The following is a 15,396-nucleotide window of genomic DNA, read 5'->3' as shown; positions in this document are numbered from 1 at the left end:
GTTGTAGACTAGCTCATTAGCTTACCGATAAAAAGTATGAAAATTACAATAATTGATAACCCTGTAGATACTGCCAGCGTAATAATACCTCTTGTCATCGCCGCCCAGCCCTTTATGTCCTTAAAACCAACAACTGCCAAAACAAAGGTAGCTAGTGTTAAGCCGAGCACTATAAACAAGGGATGCCAGCCTAGTGTTTGCATGGATAAATCTATCCAATAATTAGAAGATGTCAAGACTAGAAATAGGATTACGGAAATAAGCGCAATGATAAATGAAAAAAGGTTTACATTTACTCGCATAAGCTAGTCCTTTCCGGTTTTGACTATTTTAGATTCGTTACTGTTTGTATTCGCTCTTTCTCTTCCAGTTTATTGATGTATTCAAAAAATCCTATTTGATTTCCCCATGGATCTGAAAATGTAGCCCATTTAGCACCAACTTCCTGTCGCGAATGAATATCAAAATAATCAACACGAAGCTCCTTCATTATTCTTTCACGTTCCACAGTTAGGTCTTTCACTCCTAATCGAAGTGGTCCACTCCCTTGTGCGGGAACTCCTTCTGAGACTTGAAGCCAGCATCCAGGAATTACCTCCCATTCAACAAATCCACCATGCGGAATAAGATCTGCCTCTTTTTTCAACAAAGTTTTATACCATCTATGACCTTCTTGGAAATTAGAAACCCTAATTTGCACTGTCATCTCAAAAAACATAACTTCCCCTCCATATCAAACGAAAAATTGAAAACATAATTGGTTCGCTCTATCCGATAATCGGTCGGCTTCTTCAGTTAGCCTAAATGTTACTTACTCTTTTTTTCCCATTCACACCAGAAACGCTCGACCCCTGGGTATTTCTCACCAATGCTTGAAACAATAAATCCATAGTTTCTATAAAAGCCAACTGCGTCCTGGTCGGTTTCCGCAGTCAAACGGCGAATTCCCAGTTCATTCACCATATAGTCCAACATTTTACTTCCTATTCGTTGTTCTCGAAGATTTGGAGAAACAGCGATATGTTTGATCTCTGCGTCATTACTAAGTGTCATCTCAATGCCTATACAGGCCACATAATCGTTGTTTCTTTTCCAGCCATATAGCTTTCTTGTCTTAATTTGTTGATAAAGATTATATTCACGTAAAACTTTATCGCTTGAGGTAGCATGTTCAAGTAGGCTAAAAATGTACGGATCAATAGTATCCTCTTCAACTTTATTCATCTAAACACCTATCCTTTGTTGCTCGTAATGAGCGAACGGTTATAAATTTTTTTATCCGGTCATAAATCCTCGCTATCCGGTTATAAAAATTTTATCCGGTCATAAATAAATTCACGCTATGCAGTCAATCCACTATCATTCATTGATTGTGCTCCACGTATTCAACACCAACCAATTAGTAGTCAGAAACTAGTTTATATAATCGATGAATCGTTTCCATATGTAAACCTTCATGATAAAAGGTGAATAAAAGAGCCTCTGTACTAGTATTAAATGTAACGCCCATCTTGTTTGTAAAAGGCTTAGGTAGTGACTGTTCAATTGGAAATGTTTGTTTAATCCTATGTGATTGCTCTACTAGTACTTGAGCAATTTCCTCTAGCGTTGAAGGAGTTTCTCTCCACTTTGCAGGTTTTGTTCCTGCTGCAAAATAGGTTTCATAAGTATCTGGTACACCCATCTCTATCCCTAGCAGCATAAAGCATAACTTTTCTTGGGTATAAGCAATATGCCCAAAATTCCATCGGATGTTGTTGTTAAAGCCATTTGGAATTTCGTCTGCTAGGTTTTCTGGTATTTGCTTGATAGCCTTTAATGTGAGCTCCCTTACTTGATCCATATGTCGATAAAAAATTTTCTCCATTTTAATCCACCCTTACAGTTTTTTTAGTACGCATGCCCTTTAAAATTTTTAACTGCGAGCTATTCTCCAATTGTTTGTAGTGCTCACTTCCTTTTTCATAGATAGCAACCTTCCCAACCTCATTATAATGAATTCCCCAACCATAATTTTTAACGAGTGGGGAGGCTCTAAAGCATGCCTTAGATTTGCTGAAAAACTCGCTTCTCTTTTCTTCTAAATTATTCATTTCAATTTGATTTTTTATCAAGTAGGTTAAAAACTGCACATCCTCCTGGGTGTACTCGTATGGATTACGATAAATAAGATCATATTCTATAGAAGCAATTGTTGGCTTATTGTGTTTTGGTGTGGGGACTATTGCAGATATAACTGTCAAGTCCTCTGAAATGGTGATAAAGGTGTTTGCATAGCACATTTCATAGCAGCTCCTATTACGTTTGGTATGGTTTGTTTACTTTATTACTTTTCAGCATAATGATTAGACAAGTAACCCATACGTTGATGGGGAAAAACAGAAGCATGATTAACAATCCATTTGTCTCTTTTAGAAATTCGCTAGGGTTCTGTTGATAAAGAAATATAGAGGCCGACGCTAATAGGATGAAACTCGCTATAAAGTTGGTAATCATGGCCATCTGCCTGTTGCATCTTTTTAAGACAAAATGGGAGAAAATAGTTACTAGTGAAAAAGAAGCTGCAATTACAGCTATATTAATCAAATACAAAAACATCCCCCCCTTAACTTCTTCCTATATATTCGCCTTTAGCAGTTTAATCACCTTCTCATTTCCAAAGGTTTCCCATTGCAATTTAAATAAAAATAAACTAACTTTATAGAAAAATAGGGAAAGGACTGAAAAAATTGAAATCAAATAAAATTACCTCCCAAGAGGATTTAAAAAAAGCTTTCGCAATTAGAGAAGAAGTATTTGTTAAAGAACAGGGTGTGCCTTTAGAAGATGAATTTGACCAATTTGATACCCTTGCCGGGGATTGTCAGCATATTCTAGTTTTAATTGACAATGTAGCAGTTGGGACAGGTCGCTTAAGAGTAGTAGATGAATTCGGAAAGCTAGAGCGTATTTGTATTCTTCCGCCTTATCGAAAATTAGGATTAGGGAAAGTAATTGTCAAAGCTCTGGAGGATGTTGCGAAAGAATTGAAGGTTTCGAAAGTGAAGCTTCATGGTCAAACCCATGCTGAAGGATTTTATACTGGACTTGGATACAAAACAACTTCGGATATCTTCATGGAAGATGGTATTCCTCATATCTTGATGACGAAAGAATTCACCTTAATTTAACTATTCTAAAAATACTGTTATATGTTATAATATAGTTAAATCTGTTTGGAGAAAGGATACAAAAACTCGTATGCCAACTTTTACTTTGTAATGGACCAACTAAATTGGATAGCACTTTCCCTTAAAAACATCTGTTTTAACCAAGGGATTAGTCTGCCCATCTACCATTACAAAGGGACAAGAGCAAACCAGTAGTTTCGTATGCTTTTTGAGGTCCTTTTAGGGGCCTTTTTTAGTGCAAATTAATAACGATCCTGCCAACATCCAAACGGATGCGATTGTGCCTTTATCTTATATGAGGTGAAGGAAATGACCGTTGTATATCACAATTGGGAAATACTAAAAAAACAAACGATTCGTAGAGAAGTAAAGCACTGTAAAATGTGCGGGAAAAATTCCTTGTTTACTGATACAAATATTCGAAGACATAATTCAAATGGAAAGCATATATACCGTTTTGCCATTTATAAATGCGAAAAAAACCATACCTGGAATAAAAAATTAGATATTTATAAAACTTTTCGAAGACATGAAAGAGTCCACGGTCGTGAACCTGTAAACAAAGAAAGCACGTTGACAGAGCTCCCTGTAAATCTTTATATGGAAAAGCTTATATCGGAAGTTCATGTAACGATTAAATCTGTAGAAGGAGTTTATCGAATTGATTTTCTTCTTTCTCAACAAATACCTGACTGGAGCAGAACAGCTGTCGTAGACAAAATAAGAAATGGTTTTATTTTAGTAAATGGTCTATCGATTAAGCCAAGCGCAAAAGTTATGCCGAATGACACCATTATGATTAAGCTTCTTTAACTGACCTTCCCTGTGAGAATATGATTAATTTTCACAGGGTTTTTTTATCGTATTTTTTCTCTAATATTTGTTCATCCTATTTCTTATGACCTCCGAGCAAGCCCGCTCGTTTCACTGCAGTGCCAGCTTCGGTATAGGAAACTGCGCGTAAAATAGCGGTTGAACCATACTTGCTACGCAGATAATCCATCGTCTTTCCAAGCTTGCGTTCCTTCCACTTTCCTTCTTCAAAAAGGCTAAGCTGCATAGAGTTCTCCGGCTCTAGATTAGTGATAGAAATGGATAGCCTTCTCACTGGACTACGGTCATAAAACTCATCAAATATTTTTTCGCAAATTTTATAAATCTTCATAGTCGCATTCGTCGGTTCATCTATGGAGCGTGAACGATTAAATCCTCCCCCAAAAGAGTCTTTACTATAGCCCACTGCAAGATGTATAGTGCGCCCCACCATATTAGCCTCTCTTGCTCGTCTTGCCACATCCTCACACATTTCCAATATGACTGCCATTACTTCTTTTTTTGTCCGGTAATCTCGAAACAACACCTGCCCCTTTCCATAGCTTATCTGGCCGTCTACAATGGGCGCTCCCAGTTCAGAGAAATCTATCCCCCAGGCATGGTGATACAATTGATTTCCCATCACTCCAAATTTATCCTCCAACAACTTCAAGGGAGTTTTTGCTAGCTGTCCTACATTAAAAATCCCCATGTTATTTAGTGTTTTTTCTAAACGAGAGCCAATTCCCCACATTTTACTTAAAGGTGAAACAGGCCATAGCTTTTGTTGAACATCTTCATACGTCCATTTGGCAAAACCTGTTTTTTTGGCATCCAAATCAAGCGCCAGCTTTGCCATAAGCATATTTGGCCCCAGTCCAACAGCACATGGAAGCTGAAACTGATAATGCAAACCGTCCTGTATACGTTTCACCGTGTTCTCAATTGGCCCCCAAAGCCTTTCTGTTCCCCCAAGGTCTGCAAAGCATTCATCCACACTATAGACATGAATCGCTTCACTTGGGACAAACTGATTCAAATAGCGCGTGATTTCCATTGAAACTCGAACAAAAAATTCCATTTTTGGTTCCAACAGATGGATAGAAGGATCGTCTGGTATTTCAAATAACCTCGTCCCGGTCTTTACGCCAAACCTTTTTTTCATTGGAGGAGAAGCAGCAAGCACAATGCTCCCCTTCTGCTCCAAGTTTCCAATAACAGCAATAGGCGTATTCATCACATCTAGTCCTGCTTCTGCCGCTGCACAGCTCGCAAAAAAGCTTCGAATGTCGATGCAAATAATATTTCGATTTTCTAAGCCCTCATACATAAAATCTACTCTCCTTCGAAAGGAACATTCGTTCGTTCTTATTATTATATTGCAAACGTACGTTCTTATTCAATGGTAATGTAGACCATTAGGAAGGAAAACACTTAATCGAATAAATTGAATAAATTCATTACTAATGAGAAACAATTTCAACAGGTAATTGGGACACTAATTCTAATAACAAAATAAAGACAAGCCTAATCACTATATAGGCTTGTCTTTATTAGCAAGATAAAATTTTTACATAGGTTCCTTTTACTGCTCGTTGCAATGCCGTTTGGTTTAATTTTTGAATCTGCTTAGAGCAGTCAGAAGCTCTTACTAAACCATTTTCCGAACAAACTAGAGGGTCTATTAGTCTAACCTTCATTTTCTGATGAAAATCATAATTGGTTAGCTCGTCTATCACTTCAACAGAAGGATGAAGCTTTTGAAGAGCATGTTGAATTTCATCATCCTGTGAGCATACTACCAATTGGAGCAACTGATTATCCTCCAAAAGAAAATCCTCTAATGTGATGATTTGTTTATCCAATGCTGCCTTTAAAACAAAAGCTAACTGGTAGTTGCCATATAAATTTAAAGGATTCATAAAGAAATCAATTACTTCCTCATAGTAGACCGATGTAAACCACTCGGCGATTTCTATATTTGGAAGAACCATTTTACCGTCTTTCGCGATTAGATTCTGTAAAAAATGTTGAACTTCTTCCATTGAAATATTTCCATAGGCATACAGATCGCGTAATGTGTAATCGACACGATCTGCACATAAATCAGGGGCACTTTGCTCGAGCAAGGACCATCTCGAATCATTAAATAGGATGTCTTTTAAGTTATATCCATATTTAGTTAGGATAGTAGGTATTGAGGAACCGTTAATTATTCTACTATATATTTTTTCATGATAGTCCTCGTCCTTATTATCCAGAACAAAATCGATGACATGAGAAAAAGCAGTATGTGAAACATCGTGTAGAAGACCAGCAATCTGTTCTTCTAACGAACCCCCTATTTTCTTTAGCAGAAGCATGACACCAATGGAATGCTCATATCGAGTGACATTCCATTCTTTCTTTACTAAATAGCTTGCCCCGCCTTGATGTATGCCCTTTAATCGTTGAACAGGCTTACTATTTATTAATTCTTCTAATACTCCATCTACATAAAATTCTCCATATAAGGAATCCATAATAAGCATTGAAGATATCCTCCTTAAGCTCAGACTTTTTGCTTTTCTTTATCCTCATAAAGAAGTTGCATCTTTTCTTGTAGTTGCTGCTGGTTCCATTCAATGATGTCCTCAGACAGAAACGATACTTTCTTTCTCTTTGGAATATTGACTTGTCCGTTCACTGCGCGAGTATAGCCTTCTATCATTGCGGAAATTGCCAAGATGAGCAATGCAAAGCATATAGCAGGTCCTAGTGGAAGCCATGGTACACCTTGCAGATATCGGAAAGATGAACCAAAAAGTCCTGCCCATTCATAGGCAATAGACTTTGGAGGATCTCCAAACATAGGGTCATAGCTAACTGCTGTACCTCCAATATACAATTGGAGCAACCCGAGATGCGTAAACACAACTAATGTTTCGACGACTTGTTGTCCATACAAAACGAATAATTTCTCTCTCATCATTGGAAATAGGTGACGGGTAATGATTCTCGGTCGACCAGCCCCTAACGTTTTAGAAGCCAGAATATATTCCTCCTGATAAAGCAGATTGGCCTCGTTGCCTATGAGAGAAGCCACAATTGGTACGGTGATAATGGCCATTAGCACAACCTGGATGATAATTCTCTCCCACACAGTTGTAGAAAATCCCTCCATCGGCTCCCATAGCACTGGGTAAAGCATAAGATAAGAAAAAATAGTCATAGGAATATAATGTAGAGGATCGATAGCGCTATTAATAATGGCCCGTCTCTTCTGCCAATAAGTACCGATTGCAAATCCTAGTGGTACTGCAATAAGCATTCGAACAGCTGCAACTCCCATGGCAGATATAATGGTATATTTTGCTCCAAGCATGATTTTAGCAAACATGTCATAGCCATATTGATCGGTCCCAAGTGGGTGCATCCAGCTTGGGGATAGTGGAGCTGCTTCTATTACTCTGCCATTTTCCATTAAAAAATAAGTTTGTTTCGGATCTGGCCCAAAAATCCACTCAAATATAAAACTGCCTATTAAAAAGAAGGCTAATATAGTAAATCCAAAAACAAAATATGGCTGTCTCCAAACTGATTTCATCTTCATCCGATTGCTCTCCCCTTGTTCAAATGACGTAGAAAATACCACTCGCCAAAACTATAAAGGAGAAACACTGGGAAAAAGAAGCTGCATACCGTGATTAAAAATAACTCTCCTGAAATGTTATTGCTCAAATAATACATAATACCGGGCATATTGAACATTCGTTCAAGAATGAATAAGTTTGAAAGCATGAACCACATAGTCTTTTTTGATTGAAAGAAAATACTAATAACTGCATTTCTAAAAATATGTATAAGTAGAATAGCCAATTTACCGAATCCAAGCGCCCTTGCAAGCTCTGCATACATTTTACGTTCTTCAGCCTCGAAAGTAAGCATACTTAAACGATAGAGCTGAACCATTGGTAGAATCATCAGACAAACCACGGGAAGTAAATAAATTTTTTCCCCACCAGTAACAGCTATTTTCAAGAATATACCTGTATGCTTATGGATAATAATGATCAATAGCTGAATAAGCATAATAACCAATATGTCCGGAATCGATTCCAAAAAGAAAAAAACTGTTTTAATACGTTGTCTAACCCGTTCCTTACATAGCATAGTTAGCACTGTAAAAAATAACGCCAACAAAACAGCAACCAGAAGCGCCAAAAATAATACTTCTAACGAATATTGTACAAACCCCTCAATATGCATGCCAGCATATCGGTCCAGAAGTTCTCCTATAGAAAACAAGCCGAGTAAATGATTTCTATATTCTTCCCACCAAAATTCTCCTTGTTGGAAGCCGGTGATTAACAAAGGCAACCCACTAATCAGTAGGATACCAATAAATGCTACAGACAGCTGTAGCATCCATCTCCAAAAAGCCTTCATAAAAAATTCCCCCGTTGTCTGAAAATTACGATGAAATTATCATATCACAATAATTAACAAATAAAAGAGAATTTTTAGAAGGTTGATATATTAATAAAGGAGCCTGTCTAATCGAAGCTGCTTCTCTAAATTATAAATGATCGTTATTTCTTTTTCTCCGCAGTTACAGTAAGAATCTTAGATTCTCCCCCATATTCTAATCGAATATTTTTTCTCGCCTCAATTGGAGATTTTGCGGTCACGGGCTTAACTTGAACAACCCCATTCACTTCCATCTCCACTAGAAAGCATTTTTCACCACATTTCATATAAATCCCTCCATATTGTTCATGTACAATGTAGCCAAAAAATAGCTATTAAGCAAAAAATAATGCTGTGATAGAATTTCCTAATAGTTAGATGTGGCTCTTGCCCCCTGTTGTTAAGAACGTTCCTTTGGTTAAGGGGAGTGTTCCTATAACTTATAAGACACTTCCCCCGTTAGGGGTGATTTCTACTCAATTAGAGGACAGATTCAACGTTTTACGTGACACTTCTTAGCACTTTAGGAGTGGTTCTCGACAAGCTCTAGCATTAACTAGCGTTTCCACATTTACTCCTCTGATTTCGAACACCAGTCTATGCAATATTATATTAACATGATTTTGGAAATGAATAACTTGAGGTCTTTTATCCAACTTATTATTACTCTATAACAAAGAAAAAGGTTTTTTGAAAATTCAGTAGAATACATATAAAAGTATCAAAATAATAGTCTAAATTGCTTTGCTCAAGGAGGACTTAATACATATATTATTAAATGGAGGTGACTTCAAATGAAAGAAATAAAAGAGCAGCTTTTACATAGCTGTAACTATTTAGAGGAATTAGAAATGGAACAATTAAAAAAAGTAATGGAATTTGCTGAAAAAGCACATTTAGGCCAAACAAGGGCCACCGGTGAGCCTTACATTGTACACCCATTGGAGGTTTGTCTTATTTTATCGGAATATAAGGCTGACTTAACCACTCTAGTCTGCTCTTTACTTCATGATGTTGTAGAAGACACAACCATTGACCTGAAGGAAATAGAAAATTTATTTGGAGATGATGTTTCCTTTATCGTGGATGGATTGACAAAGTTCGAAAAAGGAAGCTTTGAAAAGGAAGAGTATAGCGCTATCAATATGGAAAAACTCCTCTCCTACGCTATCCAAGATATACGAATAGCTGCTATTAAGCTAGCGGATCGATTGCATAATATGAGAACCCTGGCCATTAAAAGAACGGAAAAGAAAATTCCCTATTCAAACGAAACAATCCTATTTTTTTCACCTTTAGCAGAAAGAATAGGATTATTTACACTCCAAAGAGAGCTCGAAGAATTAGCCTTTAGCTATTTACATCCGCAGCGTTATAAGCAATTTAAAGAAAAGATAAACAATTACACTAAAGTTTTTGAAGAATCATATAAAGAATTTATTACTAAATTAAAAAAAGAGGATACAACTAACATAATAATAAAATCTAGATGGATTAATATCCCCCTATTTCAAGGATATAATTTGTTAAGTGAGGGATTTTATCTTTCAGATATTTTCACCGTCCACATCACTATCAATTCGCCCTTCAATTGCTATACAGCTCTTGGTCTCGTACATTCCAACTTTGAAACTATGCCAGATCAATTTGTAGACCAGATTGCTATTGAAAAACATCCCTTTATCAAGCAGCTCAAAACTAAGGTAAGGGTAGCTGGAGTCCCTTTGACGATTGTTTTACAAGACCAACAGACCCAATATTTTTACCAAAATGGAATTTTTGCAATCTTAAAATCGATAGACTCCACTACATTGAGCTCGTCCCTATTAGGAAGCTCTATTCCTTTTGCTAAATCCATTGCTAATAATTCGATTGCCTTTTGCGAACTTGTCTCCCTAGAACTTTTTCATAAAGAAATGGAAATATACACACCTAAAATGGATATTATTAGGTTGCCGGTAAATTCTAATATTATTGATTTTGCTTATGCTCTAAACCCGAATATGGCAAGTAAAATGGCCTTTGCTAAAGTAAACGGCAAGGTAAGCTCACTTCAAACGATATTAAAAGACAAAGATATTGTGGAGATTCATATAAAAAATAAAATTACTGCAAATGCAAAATGGCTCCATTTTGTGAAAACCTCTAAGGCAGTCAAAGAAATAACTGATATTGTTAATGATGAAACGAACCATGCATAATAAATACTCCATAAGAGTGATCACTTATGGAGTATTTATTATGTTAAATTGCGATTAACACAACGCTGTTTAACGATTGCTCACCATGAGAAGTTGCCTTTTCTAACATAGAATAATTACTTTGAACCAGTGTGTTTATTTTGATTGATGAATTTTTGAATTTTCCCCTAATCGATTTTGCAAAGTCTATCTCCCATTTCCCGTCCTGCAGAAAAGAAGCATCTACTATTTTTGTGTCTAGTAATTTCCAACCTGCTTCTTTCATTATTTCTTTCAGTTGCTCCTTATGAAATAAATTTTGAATATTGCCCTCGTCATCAAACTGATCAGCATAAATCGCTAAAATGTTGGCTGCATAAAAGTGAGCAAGTTGCTCTTTCATAGACCATTCTAAATCCCATTCAGCGATGCATATGCGTTTAGCAATATGCTTGAGCTTTCTAAAATATGAAAGCAACAAAGCCGGATCCTGAAAATACCAAAGAGAGTGAGAGAGAACGGCTACATCATATTTTCCCTCTATATTCATCTTCAAAAAATCCGCCTCAAAAATAAAGGAAATTCTGTTGCCTATTGGAGAAGCCTTAATAAAATCAGTTGCTTCTCCGAGGGTAATAGGAGCACCGTATTCTCTGCTTGCAATATCGACTGCCTTTACAAATCCTGTTTCCCCTACAGCGTTTGCAAGCGCAACTGTTGTATCACCTTGTCCGCATCCAATTTCTAAAACTCGCATACCCTCTTCAATCTTAAAAGCTTGTACTAAATCTAGACGATGTTTAAGCTGTGTTCGTTGAATAGATTGATCCCCTAATGTTTTCATGTAAGTAAGTAATTCTTCCATTTCTCCCATCCCCCCCAGACTAATAAATGTTACATTTAAACAAATAAATGCTAATACAATTAAATATAATATACTTTAACTACTCTTGATATATTTTTTAAAGGAGGAAAACAATGATCCATCAGTTACTGGATGAGACACGCAACATTAACTATTTTGTTTATTTAACGAACAGATTAGATGCCTTCCCTAAAATAGGTGATAGCTTAAGGGAAATACATACAAATCTGAGAGAAGAAATTTCTATGGGGTATACAGATTTATGGGTACTAAAAAGAGCGGGATTAATCAGCCAGCAAAATGCTTTCTACTTTCCCGAAAATGATCAAAAAGCAGAAGATGAAAGCGACAAGTACCTCCCCGATAAAAAATATATAACATTCACATTCATACAAATTAACCAAGCGACTCCCCCGATGTACCCCAAAACAGATGGAATAGCTGCTCATCTTACTTACGAGGATGCTGAAGATTTTGCTGTTAAGAAAATTGATAAAATGAAACAGAAGTATCCCGAAAGAGAGTTTTATGTTTTATGTGCTCGTTTAGTAGAAAGAAATTATTGGCATTAAACACAAAAGATGAGGCTTAAACAAAAGGAAGCAATTAATAAAGAATGCTCCCTTTTGTTTTGCCATTTATACAAGCGGTGATAATTCTATTTCAATTTCATGGTCTCCTATCGACAGTTTTAAACCATGGACGGATGACTGAGTAACGATGAGTTCACGCATTAGTACGTTTTGCTCCAACATTTGGTGAAAATCCTTAATCATCCTATGCATCTCGTTGTCTGTACGGAGTATAATATCCACTCTCTGCTCTACGGGGAGAAGCAGCTGTTTTCTATAAGACTGTATAGCCCTTATCAGCTCACGCATCCATCCCTCTCGAACGAGTGCTTCTGTTAACTTCACATCTAAAGTAACAGTTGTTTCCCTATTTGTAGCTGAAGCAAAGCCATCCATTACTTTCTTTTCGATCATAACATCTTCCTTTAAAATAAAGGTATCCTCGAACATGATACCTCCTTTTTGAAATAGCTCCGAAACCTGACTAGACACTAGGCCTTTTAAATAATTATTGATAGTGTTGGATTGTTTTCCAAACTTAGCCGCTGATTTTTTAAAATCTAGTTTGACGGTATATGTGAAAAAATCTTCATCACTATCAGCCAAATGTAACTGTTTTACATTTAACTCTTCTTTAATAATACCTTCATATGTGAACCATTTTATTGACTTATTGCTCTTAACAAACAGTTGAGAAAGTGGCTGTTTTACTTTTATAGCCAAGCTATTTCGTATACTTCTTCCTAGCTCTACAACCTGGAGAACCTCCTCCATTTCCTGTTCGAGTGTTTGATCTATAAGCGATTTTTCTGCTTGAGGATAATCCGAAAGGTGAACACTTTTTTCTGTAAGCGATAAATAGATATCATCAGCTATAAAGGGAACAAACGGGGCAAGTAATTGGCTGGTTTTAGTCAAAACTTCGTAAAGTGTTTCATATGCTGCTACCTTATCCTCATCTATCCCACTTGACCAAAAACGTTCCCGAGACCTTCTCACATACCAGTTACTCAACTGCTCTACTAACTTTGCAATATCCCTAGCGGCACTTGTAAATTTATAATCATCTAAATGACTGTTGACTTTGCTGATAGTACTATGCAGGCATGAAATAATCCAATTATCTAATATTGTTTTCTTTACCTGTCTATCGCAAGTCACAATATATTTATCTAATTTCGTATATAAATCATAAAAAAGATAAACATTATCGAGCGTATCAACCAGTTTGGATTTTGCTTCCTGAACAATTTTTTCTGAAAACCGTTTCTCATTCCATGGGGCACTGTCAATTAGTAAAGCCCATCTAAGTGAATCCGCTCCATATTTTTGGATTAGGTCAACAGGATCCAACGCATTCCCTTTGCTTTTAGACATTTTTTGACCGTTCTCATCTAAAATATGTCCAGTGGAAAGCACACGCTTATATGGTGCTTTACCTGTAAATAGGGTAGAAACGGCCAATAAACTATAAAACCACCCTCTTGTTTGGTCAATTCCTTCGACTATAATATCCGCTGGAAACTGCTTGGAAAATAACTCTTTGTTCTCAAATGGATAATGATATTGGGCAAAGGGCATAGAACCACTGTCAAACCATACATCTATTACTTCTGGAGTTCTTTGCATCGGTCCACCACAGGAAGGACAAGATAGCTGAACCTTATCCACATATGGCTTGTGTAGCTCAATATCCCCTAGTACATTTAAAGAATATTTATTTAATTCATCGATCGATTTCGGCACTATTTCTACCTTACAATTATTACATTCCCACACATTAAGTGGTGTCCCCCAATAACGTTTGCGACTGATATTCCAATCCATCATTTGTTCCAAAAAGTTACCGAACCTACCATGCTTAATGTACTCTGGATGCCATGATACAGATTCGTTGTTATCAATTAATATTTCTTTTAGAGCTGTCGTTTGTATAAACCAACTTTCCATTGCGTAGTAAAGGAGTGGGGTGTCACAGCGCCAACAATGGGGATAGCTATGTTCATATTTTTCCTTATGGAATAGTAGTCCTTTATTGGAGAGAAATCGGACTATATCTATATCGCATTCTTTTACAAATCGACCTTCAAATCCTTTTATTGCTGAAGTGTATCTCCCTCTCTCATCCACCACACTGATAAAGGACAAGTCATTTTCCTTTACCACTTTATAATCGTCTTCTCCATAAGCTGGCGCGATATGCACAATTCCAGTACCGCTATCGCATGTGACATAGCTGGCGGTAACTACTTTATGACCAGACTCAACACTCATAAAGTCAAAAAGTGGAGTATAGGTAATGCCTTCTAATTCCTCCCCTCTAAAGGTGGACAGAATCTCATAATCATCTTGCATTACTTTTTCTAACAAAACTTTAGCAAGTATATAAACTTCTTCTCCCTTCTTCACACGAACATATTCCAGCGTAGGGTTAACTGCTAAAGCAACATTTGCTGGTAGCGTCCAGGGTGTGGTCGTCCAACCTAGGAAGTATTCATTCTCTGCATCTGTTAACTTAAATTTCGCTGTAGCCGATAGATCCTTCACCATTTTATAGCCCTGCGATACTTCGTGCGAACTTAAGGAAGTTTGACAACTAGGGCAGTATGGTGATACTCTATGACCTTTTTGTAGCAACCCCTTGTCGTGAATGGTACCAAGGATATTCCATACACTTTCAATATAGCTGTTGCTCATCGTCATATAGGGATTGCCCATATCCACCCAGTATCCTAACTTCTCTGTGAAATCACGCCATTCCTTCTCATAAACAAATACACTTTCCTTACATTTTTCGATAAATGCCTCCACACCAAAATCTTCTATGTCATTCTTTCCAGAGATACCAAGCTGTTTTTCTACACCCAATTCTACTGGCAACCCGTGTGTATCCCATCCCGCTTTACGAATAACTTGATACCCTTTCATTGTTTTGTATCTAGCGATCAGATCCTTAATCGTTCTTCCGAGGGCATGCCCTACATGGGGCATGCCATTTGCTGTGGGCGGGCCCTCATAAAATACAAAGGATGGCCTTCCATCTCGTTGGTTTATAGATTCTTGAAAAACATTTTTCTCTAACCAAACTTTTCGTACTTTTTCTTCCCGTTTTGAAACTATTTCCTTCTTGTTCTTGTTAACCAATTGGCATCACTCCTTATTAAGTTTAATAAAACATACAAAAAACCCGTCCCAGTAAAGGGACGGGTTTAACCGTGATACCACCCTAATTCTATGGAAAATTACCTTCCAATAGCACTTAGCCACGTACAAGCATACGCGTTCCTTTTAACGGTAGACACCCGATCGAGCTTACTATGTTCAGCACGACTTCTCAGAGAGGATTT

The 15,396-nt window shown here is 37.0% G+C and carries 17 protein-coding genes and 1 other annotated feature (1 of these 18 running past the window's edge); of the genes, 4 read left to right on the top strand and 13 right to left on the bottom strand.

Features of this window, described 5'->3' with window-relative positions:
- Positions 1–8: 8 nt before the first annotated feature.
- The 6 genes from MKY94_RS10175 to MKY94_RS10150 form a co-directional block, all read right to left on the bottom strand.
- Positions 9–302, bottom strand: coding sequence for a hypothetical protein (locus MKY94_RS10175; RefSeq protein WP_342578620.1), 294 nt, complete (start codon positions 300–302; stop codon positions 9–11).
- A 23-nt stretch (positions 303–325) separates the two neighbouring features.
- Entirely contained in the window at positions 326–718 is a 393-nt protein-coding gene (locus tag MKY94_RS10170) for a VOC family protein (protein ID WP_340863144.1), read from the bottom strand.
- Between the two features lie 89 nt (positions 719–807).
- Positions 808–1,224 (bottom strand): GNAT family N-acetyltransferase, encoded by a 417-nt coding sequence (locus MKY94_RS10165; RefSeq protein ID WP_342578619.1) that lies wholly within the window; start codon positions 1,222–1,224, stop codon positions 808–810.
- Positions 1,225–1,399: 175 nt separating this feature from the next.
- The gene (locus MKY94_RS10160; protein ID WP_154310849.1) at positions 1,400–1,867 is read right to left on the bottom strand and encodes a DinB family protein; all 468 of its coding nucleotides are present in this window, start codon (positions 1,865–1,867) and stop codon (positions 1,400–1,402) included.
- 1 nt (position 1,868) lies between these two features.
- Positions 1,869–2,282, bottom strand: a complete 414-nt coding sequence (locus tag MKY94_RS10155; protein WP_342578618.1) for a DUF6157 family protein — start codon at positions 2,280–2,282, stop codon at positions 1,869–1,871.
- Positions 2,283–2,298: 16 nt separating this feature from the next.
- Positions 2,299–2,592: a hypothetical protein gene (locus MKY94_RS10150; RefSeq protein WP_342578617.1), complete on the bottom strand. Its 294-nt coding sequence runs from the start codon at positions 2,590–2,592 to the stop codon at positions 2,299–2,301.
- Between the two features lie 137 nt (positions 2,593–2,729).
- On the opposite strand from MKY94_RS10150, the gene MKY94_RS10145 reads away from it, so the two are divergent.
- A complete protein-coding gene (locus tag MKY94_RS10145; protein WP_144536516.1) occupies positions 2,730–3,170 on the top strand; it encodes a GNAT family N-acetyltransferase in 441 nt (146 codons plus the stop codon).
- 309 nt (positions 3,171–3,479) lie between these two features.
- The gene (locus MKY94_RS10140) at positions 3,480–3,983 is read left to right on the top strand and encodes a cytoplasmic protein (protein WP_154310850.1); all 504 of its coding nucleotides are present in this window, start codon (positions 3,480–3,482) and stop codon (positions 3,981–3,983) included.
- 76 nt (positions 3,984–4,059) lie between these two features.
- On the opposite strand, the gene MKY94_RS10135 is transcribed toward MKY94_RS10140, so the two are convergent.
- The 5 genes from MKY94_RS10135 to MKY94_RS10115 all read right to left on the bottom strand — a co-directional run bounded on the left by MKY94_RS10135 (position 4,060) and on the right by MKY94_RS10115 (position 8,719).
- Complete coding sequence (locus MKY94_RS10135; protein WP_342578616.1) at positions 4,060–5,313, bottom strand: UV damage repair protein UvrX; 1,254 nt, start codon at positions 5,311–5,313, stop codon at positions 4,060–4,062.
- 223 nt (positions 5,314–5,536) lie between these two features.
- Positions 5,537–6,514, bottom strand: a complete 978-nt coding sequence (locus MKY94_RS10130; protein WP_342578615.1) for an HD domain-containing protein — start codon at positions 6,512–6,514, stop codon at positions 5,537–5,539.
- Positions 6,515–6,534: 20 nt separating this feature from the next.
- The gene (locus tag MKY94_RS10125; protein WP_229654076.1) at positions 6,535–7,575 is read right to left on the bottom strand and encodes an ABC transporter permease subunit; all 1,041 of its coding nucleotides are present in this window, start codon (positions 7,573–7,575) and stop codon (positions 6,535–6,537) included.
- Positions 7,572–8,411, bottom strand: a complete 840-nt coding sequence (locus tag MKY94_RS10120) for an ABC transporter permease subunit (protein WP_342578613.1) — start codon at positions 8,409–8,411, stop codon at positions 7,572–7,574. Before MKY94_RS10120 ends, MKY94_RS10125 begins: the two co-directional genes overlap by 4 nt.
- A gap of 143 nt (positions 8,412–8,554) precedes the next feature.
- On the bottom strand, positions 8,555–8,719 hold the full coding sequence (locus MKY94_RS10115) for a hypothetical protein (protein ID WP_342578611.1): 165 nt from the start codon (positions 8,717–8,719) through the stop codon (positions 8,555–8,557).
- Between the two features lie 507 nt (positions 8,720–9,226).
- On the opposite strand from MKY94_RS10115, the gene MKY94_RS10110 reads away from it, so the two are divergent.
- Positions 9,227–10,633: an HD domain-containing protein gene (locus tag MKY94_RS10110; protein WP_342578609.1), complete on the top strand. Its 1,407-nt coding sequence runs from the start codon at positions 9,227–9,229 to the stop codon at positions 10,631–10,633.
- Between the two features lie 43 nt (positions 10,634–10,676).
- Here the strand turns inward: MKY94_RS10110 and MKY94_RS10105 are convergent, their stop codons facing one another.
- Positions 10,677–11,477 (bottom strand): methyltransferase domain-containing protein, encoded by an 801-nt coding sequence (locus MKY94_RS10105; protein ID WP_342578607.1) that lies wholly within the window; start codon positions 11,475–11,477, stop codon positions 10,677–10,679.
- 113 nt (positions 11,478–11,590) lie between these two features.
- Here MKY94_RS10105 and MKY94_RS10100 point away from each other — a divergent pair, with 113 nt between their 5' ends.
- On the top strand, positions 11,591–12,049 hold the full coding sequence (locus MKY94_RS10100; RefSeq protein ID WP_342578605.1) for a hypothetical protein: 459 nt from the start codon (positions 11,591–11,593) through the stop codon (positions 12,047–12,049).
- A 66-nt stretch (positions 12,050–12,115) separates the two neighbouring features.
- Here MKY94_RS10100 and ileS read toward each other — a convergent pair whose 3' ends face one another.
- Positions 12,116–15,193: an isoleucine--tRNA ligase gene (gene ileS / locus MKY94_RS10095; RefSeq protein ID WP_342578604.1), complete on the bottom strand. Its 3,078-nt coding sequence runs from the start codon at positions 15,191–15,193 to the stop codon at positions 12,116–12,118.
- 52 nt (positions 15,194–15,245) lie between these two features.
- Positions 15,246–15,396: a binding site (T-box leader), on the bottom strand; it runs 90 nt beyond the window's last position.

The sequence above is a fragment of the Psychrobacillus sp. FSL K6-2843 genome (assembly GCF_038626375.1).
GTDB lineage: Bacteria > Bacillota > Bacilli > Bacillales_A > Planococcaceae > Psychrobacillus > Psychrobacillus faecigallinarum.
The sequence above is the reverse complement of the archived record's forward strand: the minus strand, read 5'-3'. Positions and strand labels throughout refer to the sequence as shown.

Excerpts from the sequence above, each read along its gene's own strand:
- MKY94_RS10160 (WP_154310849.1), bottom strand. The coding sequence starts at position 1,867 with ATGGAGAAAATTTTTTATCGACATATGGATCAAGTAAGGGAGCTCACA.
- MKY94_RS10105 (WP_342578607.1), bottom strand. The coding sequence starts at position 11,477 with ATGGAAGAATTACTTACTTACATGAAAACATTAGGGGATCAATCTATT.
- MKY94_RS10120 (WP_342578613.1), bottom strand. The coding sequence starts at position 8,411 with ATGAAGGCTTTTTGGAGATGGATGCTACAGCTGTCTGTAGCATTTATT.
- MKY94_RS10175 (WP_342578620.1), bottom strand. The coding sequence starts at position 302 with ATGCGAGTAAATGTAAACCTTTTTTCATTTATCATTGCGCTTATTTCC.
- MKY94_RS10100 (WP_342578605.1), top strand. The coding sequence starts at position 11,591 with ATGATCCATCAGTTACTGGATGAGACACGCAACATTAACTATTTTGTT.
- MKY94_RS10115 (WP_342578611.1), bottom strand. The coding sequence starts at position 8,719 with ATGAAATGTGGTGAAAAATGCTTTCTAGTGGAGATGGAAGTGAATGGG.
- MKY94_RS10110 (WP_342578609.1), top strand. The coding sequence starts at position 9,227 with ATGAAAGAAATAAAAGAGCAGCTTTTACATAGCTGTAACTATTTAGAG.
- MKY94_RS10135 (WP_342578616.1), bottom strand. The coding sequence starts at position 5,313 with ATGTATGAGGGCTTAGAAAATCGAAATATTATTTGCATCGACATTCGA.
- MKY94_RS10155 (WP_342578618.1), bottom strand. The coding sequence starts at position 2,282 with ATGTGCTATGCAAACACCTTTATCACCATTTCAGAGGACTTGACAGTT.
- MKY94_RS10130 (WP_342578615.1), bottom strand. The coding sequence starts at position 6,514 with ATGCTTATTATGGATTCCTTATATGGAGAATTTTATGTAGATGGAGTA.
- MKY94_RS10140 (WP_154310850.1), top strand. The coding sequence starts at position 3,480 with ATGACCGTTGTATATCACAATTGGGAAATACTAAAAAAACAAACGATT.
- MKY94_RS10165 (WP_342578619.1), bottom strand. The coding sequence starts at position 1,224 with ATGAATAAAGTTGAAGAGGATACTATTGATCCGTACATTTTTAGCCTA.
- MKY94_RS10170 (WP_340863144.1), bottom strand. The coding sequence starts at position 718 with ATGTTTTTTGAGATGACAGTGCAAATTAGGGTTTCTAATTTCCAAGAA.
- MKY94_RS10125 (WP_229654076.1), bottom strand. The coding sequence starts at position 7,575 with ATGAAGATGAAATCAGTTTGGAGACAGCCATATTTTGTTTTTGGATTT.